Raw genomic sequence first — 7,876 nt, forward strand, 5'->3', positions numbered from 1 at the left:
GTGATGATGGTGAGGGCGCAGCCCCGTCAGAACACGGCCAAACGACAGCGCGATGCGCGACACCGAAGGTGATCGCGAATCGCGCACTGTCGTTCAGCGCGCCCGGCCCAGCTTCCGGTAGAGCGTCGTCCGACCGATCCCGAGCCTGCGGGCGGCCTCGGTCTGGTTCCCGCCGCACTCGGCGAGGACGCGCTCCACGTGCGCGCGCTCCTGCGTCTCGCGCGTGGCGCGCAGGTCCGCCCGGGCGACCACGGGGGCGGGGGCGGGGCGCTCGAAGACCTCCGGCATCGCGGCGCGCAGCTCCTCCTCGGGGATCCGCGCCCGCGGGCCGCGATCGACGAACAGGGCGGCGACGCGCTCGAGGACGTTCTCGAGCTCGCGCACGTTTCCCGGCCAGGCGTAGCCCGCGAGGCGCGGCAGGACGAGCGCCAGCGCGTGGCGGTGCGCGTCGGGCTCGCCGTGCCGGAGGAGCGCGCGCTTCAGGAGGTCGGAGGCGATCGCCTGCACGTCGTCGCCGCGCTCGCGCAGCGGCGGGATGTGCAGGGGGAGGATGGCGAGTCGGTAGTACAGGTCCTCGCGGAAGTCCCCGCGCGCGACCGCGGCGCGCAGATCCCGGTGCGTCGCCGCGATCACCCGGACGTCCACGGGGGTCGGGTCGTTCGAGCCGAGGCGGAGCACCTGCCGCTCCTGGAGGACGCGCAGGAGCCGGGTCTGCAGCGTGGTCGGCACGTCGCCGATCTCGTCGAGGAAGATCGATCCCGTGTGCGCCGCCTCGAAGAGGCCGGGGCGGCCGCCGCGGCGCGCGCCGGTGAAGGCACCCTCCTCGTGCCCGAAGAGCTCCGCCTCGAGCAGCGTCTCCGGGAACGCCGCGCAGTTCACCGCCACGAACGGGCGGTCGCGCCGCCGGCTCGCGCGGTGGATGCCCTGCGCGACCATCTCCTTGCCCGTGCCGCTCTCGCCGGTGATGAGCACGGTCGCGTCGGTGCGCGCGTAGCGCTCCGCGAGCGCGCGCACGCGGGCGATGGCGGGCGAGGTGCCGACGAGGCCGGCGAGGTCGAACCGGGCCACGAAGCGGGGCGGGCGGTGCTCGGAGCGCAGGCCGCGCTCGAGCCGCTGGATGGCGGCGGAGTCCTGGCAGGTGAGGACCGCGCCGCGCTGCACGCCGGCCTCGCGCAGGGGCACACGGCTCACCACCAGCGTGCGGCCGCCGAGCCGCTGGACGACGTCGAGCTCCGGGGCGCCGGTCTCGAGCACGCGCGCGAGCGACAGCTCCGGCGCGACGCTCGACAGGCGGCGGCCGTTCACCTCCGCGCTCGTCACCCCGAGGACCCGCTGCAGGGCGGGGTTGATCGACTGGATCCGCTCGTCGCCGTCCACCGCCAGCACGCCCACGTCGAGGTGGCGGAGGACGCGCTCGACCTCGAGGCGCTTCGCCTCGGCCGCGCGGGCGATGCGGGCGACCTCCGCCGCGTGACGGATCGCCTCCGAGAGCGAGTCCTGCCCGTAGAGCAGCACCGCCGGCAGACCCTGGCGCTCGGCGAAGTCGCACACGGGCCCGGGGCCGACGATGACCCCGAACCCTCGCGCGGCGAGGTCGGCCACGTGCGCCTTCACGTCCTCCGGCGTGACGTAGGGCCGCTGCTCGATGACGAGGTCGCTCATGAGGCCGGCGCTCTGCTCGATCCCGGCGACGACGCGCCGGAAGTTCACGACGCCGATCCGGTTCGAGAGCTTGCGCGCCTGCACCAGCGCCTGCAGCGCGTCGACGGTGGACGCCATCACCACGACCACCGGCACGTCGGCGTGGTCGCGCAGGTACGCGCCGTTCGCGCCGGCGGCGACGAACGCGTCGACCTCCTCGCCCGCCTCGACGAGCGACCGCGCGGCCTGCAGCGCCTCCTCGAAGCCCTTGTCGAAGACGCGGACCTCCGCGACGTTCGCGAGGAGCGGGGCGACGCTCTCGAAGACGTGGCGCAGGCGGCTCGTGCTGAACGCCCAGACGATGGGGCGGCGGTCCGCGTCGGCGGCCATCGGGCTCCTCCTTCTTGGTTCGCGACGGCACCGGCCCGGGCTGCGGCCCAGTGTTCCGTTCGCGGAGCATACCTGTTCCGGAAGCGGTGCACCGAGTGGCCGCCCCGTCCGGGGGCTGCTGGTCGGCGCCGTGGCTCGAACGCCTGCGAACCCGGCGGGTTGTGCTCGGGTGCGCCCGCTCGCCGCGCTCGGTGCGCTCGATGCAATGGAGACCGCTCGCCGTCCGAGCCGCTCCCGCCCCGGGCGCGGCCGAGTGAACCGATGGTGTAGCGCGATGCGTGGACGCGCACGCGAAGACCGGAGGCCGAGCGGTGGACGAACGGATCGAGAGGGTGGCGGTGCTCGGGTCGGGGGTGATGGGCGCGACCATCGCAGCCCAGCTCGCGAACGCCGGGCTTCGCGTGCTCCTGCTGGACATCGTGCCGAAGGAGGCGACCGCCGAGGAGCGCGCGGCGGGGCTCGGCCTCGCCGATCGCGCCGTGCGCGACCGGCTCGCCACCGCCGCGCGGGCGGGGCTCGAGAGGCTCAAGCCGGCGCCGCTCTACCTCCCCGCGTACGCGGCGCGCATCGAGGTGGGCAACCTCGAGGACGACCTCCCGCGCCTCCGCGAGTGCGACTGGGTGGTCGAGGTCGTCCTCGAGAACCTGGAGGTGAAGCGGGCGCTGCTCGCGCGCCTCGCGCCGCACCTCCGGCCCGACGTGGTGCTCTCGACGAACACGAGCGGCCTCTCGGTGAACGCGCTCGCCGAGGCGCTCCCCGAGCCGCTCCGGCCGCGGCTCCTCGTCACCCACTTCTTCAACCCGCCGCGCTACATGCGGCTCGTCGAGATCGTCTCCTCGCGCTTCACCGATCCCGCGGTGGCGGCGCGGATGGCGGAGCTCATCCGCGTGCGGCTCGGGAAGGGGATCGTCACCGCCAAGGACACGCCGAACTTCGTCGCGAACCGGATCGGCGTGTTCTCCCTCTGCAACGCCGTCCACCACATGGTCGAGCTCGGCCTCACCGTGGAGGAGGTCGACGCGGTCGCCGGCCCCGCCACGGCGCGCCCCAAGAGCGCGGCGTTCCGCACCGCCGATCTCGTCGGCCTCGACACCCTCGCGCACGTCGCGCGGAACTCGTACGAGCTCCTGCCCGGAGACGAGCAGCGGGCGGCGTTCCTCCTGCCCGGGTTCGTCGGGGGGATGATCCAGCGGGGCCTCCTCGGCAACAAGACGCAGGGCGGCTTCTTCAGGAAGACGAAGGGGGAGGAGGGGAGCCAGGTCCTCTTCTTCGATCACCGCTCGGGTGAGTACCTCCCCGCGCGGAGGCCGCGGTTCGCCTCCGTCGAGGCGGCGAAGGGGATCGACGATCCGGGGAAGCGGCTCCGCGCCGTGCTCGCCGGGAGCGATCCGGCCGCGACGTTCGCGTGGCGGAACCTGCGGGACACGCTCCTCTACGCGTTCAACCGGATCCCGGAGATCGCCGACGACGTCGTGAACGTCGACGCCGCGATGCGCTGGGGCTTCGGCTGGGAGCTCGGGCCGTTCGAGATGATGGACGCCATCGGCGTCGCCGAGCTGGTGCGCCGCGCCGAGGCGGACGGCGTGAAGGTCCCCGCCGCGCTCTACGGCGTGCCGTCGTTCTACTCCGAGGAGGGCGGGAAGCGCCGCTTCGTGGATCTCGCCCACGGCGGCGGCTGGCTGGACGTGCCGCGGCCGCCGGATCACCTCGACCTCACCGTCCTCGAGAAGGCGGGCGCGGTCGTGGAGCGGAACGCGGGCGCCTCGGTCCTGGACCTCGGCGACGGCGTCTTCTGCCTCGAGTTCCACACCAAGATGAACGCCATCGGCAACGACGTGCTCGCCATGGTCCACAAGGCGCTGCGTCGTGCGGAGACCGAGGGCCGGGGGCTCGTCATCGCGAACCAGGGCCCGGCGTTCTCGGCCGGCGCGAACCTGATGCTCGTCGCGATGGCCATCGCGGAGGGCGCGTACGACGAGATCGCGCTCACCGTGCGGGCGTTCCAGAAGGCCATGATGGCGGTGAAGTACGCGCGGGTGCCGGTGGTGGCCGCGCCGCACGGGCTCGCCCTCGGCGGCGGCTGCGAGGTCTGCCTGCACGCCACCGCGATGAACCCGCTCGCCGAGACGTACATGGGGCTCGTGGAGCTCGGCGTGGGGCTCCTGCCCGCCGGCGGCGGCACGAAGGAGCTCGCGCTCCGGGCCGTCCGGCTCGCCGAGCAGTACGAGACCGACGTCTCGCCGTTCCTGTTCAAGCACTTCACGACGATCGCGACCGCGAAGGTGAGCGCCTCCGCCGACGAGCTCCGCGGGATGGGGCTCCTCCGGCCGGGCGACGGCGTCACGCTCTCGCCGGACCGGCTCGTGCACGACGCGAAGGCGCGCGTCCTCGCGCTCGCCGCGAACCACCGCCCGGGGGAGCCGGCGACGGACCTCAGGGCGCCGGGCCGGAGCGTCGCGGCGAGCCTCGCCTCCCAGCTCTGGAACATGCGGATGGGCGGCTTCATCACCGAGTACGAGGAGAAGCTCGGGAGGACCGTCGCCGGGGTCATCACGGGCGGCGACGTCCCCGCCGGCACCGCCATCACCGAGCAGTGGCTGCTCGACCTCGAGCGGGAGGCGTTCCTGCGCCTCTGCGGGGAGAAGAAGACGCTCGAGCGGATCCAGCACATGCTCAAGAAGGGCAAGCCGCTCCGCAACTAGCACACACGGGTGATCACCATGAGTGGAGCCTACGTCCTCGCCGCGGTCCGCACGCCCGGCTGCAAGGCCAAGAAGGGAAAGCTCAGGGACGTCCGCCCGGACGACCTCGCCGCGACGGCGATCCGCGCGCTCCTCGAGCGTGCGCGGGTCGAGCCGCGCGCCATCGAGGACGTCATCATGGGCTGCGCCTTCCCCGAGGGCGAGCAGGGCATGAACCTCGGCCGCGTCGCGGCGCTGCGCGCGGGCCTGCCGGTGGAGGTGCCCGGCCAGACCGTGAATCGCTTCTGCGCGTCCGGCCTCCAGGCGATCGCGACCGCCGCCGAGCGGATCCTCGCCGGCCAGGCCGACGCCATCGTCGCGGGCGGCGCCGAGAGCATGAGCCTCGTCCCGATGGGCGGCGCGAAGTTCAGCGCGAACCCTGGGCTCGTCGGCGCCTGGCCCGAGTCCTACGCGGCGATGGGGGTCACCGCCGAGCTCGTCGCCTCGCGCTACCGCGTCACGCGCGAGGACCAGGACGCCTTCGCGGCGGAGAGCCACGCCCGCGCGGCGTCCGCGCAGGCGAAGGGCCTGTTCGCGGGCGAGCTCGCGCCGGTGGACGTCGAGCGCGTGGCGCTCCTCGGCGGGAAGCTCGAGCGGCGGCAGGAGCGGGTGGACGCGGACGACGGCGTCCGGGCCGATACGACGCGCGAGGGGCTCGCGCGGCTCAGGCCCGCGTTCAAGGTCGACGGCACCGTCACGGCCGGGAACTCCTCGCAGATGACCGATGGCGCGGCCGCGGTGCTCGTGGTGTCGGAGGCGTTCCTCGCGCGGACGAAGCTCGCGCCGCTCGGCCGGTTCGTCTCGTACGCGGTGAAGGGCGTGCCGCCGGAGGTCATGGGCGTCGGCCCGATCGAGGCGATCCCGGCCGCGCTCGCGCGGGCGGGCGTGCGCAAGGAGGACGTCGGGCAGGTGGAGCTCAACGAGGCGTTCGCGGCGCAGGCGCTCACCTGCGTGCGCGCCCTCGGCCTCGACCCGGCGCGCGTGAACCCGACCGGCGGGGCCATCGCGCTCGGCCACCCGCTCGGCTGCACCGGCGCGAAGCTCACCGCGACGCTGCTGCACGGGCTCGCGCGGAGCGGCGAGCGCTACGGGATCGTGTCGATGTGCATCGGGGGCGGGATGGGCGCGGCGGCGGTCTTCGAGCGCGCCTAGCGCGCGACGGCTCTCTTAGGGACAGCGGAGGACGATCATGGCGAGACTCTTCAAGGGCGCGGAGTACCTCATCACCGAGGCGACGAAGGACGACGTCTTCACGCCCGAGGACTTCAGCGAGGAGCAGCGGCAGATCGCGCACACCGCGGACCAGTTCGTCCAGGAGGAGGTGACGCCCGTGCTCGACCGGCTCGAGCACCAGGAGCCGGGGCTCGCGGCCGCGCTCATGCGCAAGGCGGGCGAGGCGGGCCTGCTCATGATCGACGCGCCGGAGGCCTACGGCGGGCTCGCGCTCGACAAGGCGACGAGCATGCTCGCCGCGGAGCGGATGGGCGCGGCCGGCGCGTTCTCCGTGTCCTACGCGGCGCACAGCGGCATCGGCACGCTGCCCCTCGTGTACTACGGGACCGAGGCGCAGAAGGATCGGTACCTCGGCAAGCTCGTCACGGGCGAGTGGAGCGCCGCGTACTGCCTCACCGAGCCGGAGGCGGGGAGCGACGCGCTCGGCGGCAAGACCACCGCGACGCTCACGCCCGACGGCAAGCACTACCTCCTCGACGGCACGAAGCAGTTCATCACGAACGGCAGCTTCGCCGACCTGTTCACGGTCTTCGCGCGCGTCGACAAGAAGCACTTCACCGCCTTCCTCGTGGAGCGGACGACGCCGGGCCTCACGGTCGGCCCGGAGGAGAAGAAGCTCGGCATCAAGGGCTCCTCGACGACGCCGGTCGTCTTCGAGGGCGCGAAGGTGCCGGTCGAGAACGTGCTCGGCGAGATCGGCAAGGGGCACAAGATCGCGTTCAACGTGCTCAACGTCGGCCGCTTCAAGCTCGGCGCGGCGGTGACCGGCGCGGCGAAGCTGGCGTTCAAGACCGGCGTCGCGTACGCGAACGCGCGCAAGCAGTTCGGCGTGCCCATCGCCCGCTTCGGCGCGATCCAGGAGAAGGTCGCCGACCTCACCGCCGGCCTCTTCGCCGCGGAGTCGCTCGTCTACCGGCTCGCGGGGCTCATCGACGACCGACTCGCCACGATCCCGAAGGACGCCGCCGGCTACTACGAGGCCTACCAGCAGGGCATCGAGGAGTACGCGATCGAGTGCGCGATCGCGAAGGTGTTCTGCAGCGAGGTGCTCGCCGACGTGGTCGACGAGGTGGTCCAGATCCACGGCGGCTACGGCTTCATCCAGGAGTACCCCGCCGAGAAGTACTACCGGGACGAGCGCATCAACCGGATCTTCGAGGGCACGAACGAGATCAACCGGCTCCTCGTGCCGGGCACGATCCTGCGCCGCGCCATGAAGGGCGAGCTGCCCCTGCAGCGCGAGGCGATGAAGGCGATGGAGGCGCTCATGACGCCCTCCCTCGACGAGCTCGACCCCTCCCAGCCCTTCGCGGCGGAGCGGGCGGTGCTCGGCGGTCTCAAGAAGACCTTCCTCGTCGTGGCCGGCGCCGCGGTCCAGCGGTACATGGACGCGCTCAAGGACGAGCAGGAGGTGCTGCTCGCGCTCGCGGACGTGGCGATCCAGGTCTTCGCGATCGAGAGCGCGCTCCTCAGGGCGGAGAAGATCTCGCCGCGCCTCCCGGAGTCGCGGCGCGCGGACGTGGCGGCCGCGGTGAAGGTGCACACCTTCTCCGCCGTCGAGAAGCTCGCCGCCGCCGCCCGCCGGGCCGCGTTCTACGTCGCGGAGGGGGACACGCTCACCGTGCTGCTAGGCGGCATCCGCCGGTTCACCAAGTACGACGCCTCGGGCCTGCTCGCCGCGAAGCGGCGCCTCGCCGCCGCCGCGCTCGAGGGCGAGCGCTATCCGCTGTGAGGCATGGTCTCAGGGGGCTGCGCCCCCGCCCCGGCTCGCCGGGGCCCGTGCGCCACCGCGGGCGGCGTCGCCGCGATCGCGGTGGCGCCCCGGCGGGGGGGGGGGGGGGGGCGCGGGGGCGCGGGGAGGAAGAGGCGGG

Annotated in this window: 4 protein-coding genes; 3 read left to right on the forward strand and 1 reads right to left on the reverse strand. The window is 73.4% G+C overall.

Going from position 1 to position 7,876, the window contains the following annotated elements:
* Positions 1–93: 93 nt before the first annotated feature.
* Positions 94–2,031, reverse strand: a complete 1,938-nt coding sequence (prpR, locus tag MNY62_RS12265; protein WP_242344481.1) for a propionate catabolism operon regulatory protein PrpR — start codon at positions 2,029–2,031, stop codon at positions 94–96.
* A gap of 311 nt (positions 2,032–2,342) precedes the next feature.
* Between prpR and MNY62_RS12270 the strand changes: the two genes are divergently transcribed.
* The 3 genes from MNY62_RS12270 to MNY62_RS12280 are packed head-to-tail and all read left to right on the forward strand — an operon-like array spanning position 2,343 to position 7,737.
* Positions 2,343–4,733: a 3-hydroxyacyl-CoA dehydrogenase/enoyl-CoA hydratase family protein gene (locus tag MNY62_RS12270; RefSeq protein ID WP_242344483.1), complete on the forward strand. Its 2,391-nt coding sequence runs from the start codon at positions 2,343–2,345 to the stop codon at positions 4,731–4,733.
* Between the two features lie 18 nt (positions 4,734–4,751).
* Positions 4,752–5,924 carry an acetyl-CoA C-acyltransferase gene (locus MNY62_RS12275; protein ID WP_242344504.1) on the forward strand — a complete coding sequence of 391 codons (1,173 nt, stop codon included), beginning with the start codon at positions 4,752–4,754 and terminating at the stop codon, positions 5,922–5,924.
* A gap of 37 nt (positions 5,925–5,961) precedes the next feature.
* Entirely contained in the window at positions 5,962–7,737 is a 1,776-nt protein-coding gene (locus MNY62_RS12280) for an acyl-CoA dehydrogenase family protein (RefSeq protein ID WP_242344484.1), read from the forward strand.
* The last annotated feature ends 139 nt before the right edge of the window (positions 7,738–7,876 follow it).

Source organism: Anaeromyxobacter terrae, assembly GCF_022690685.1.
Classification (GTDB): domain Bacteria; phylum Myxococcota; class Myxococcia; order Myxococcales; family Anaeromyxobacteraceae; genus Anaeromyxobacter; species Anaeromyxobacter terrae.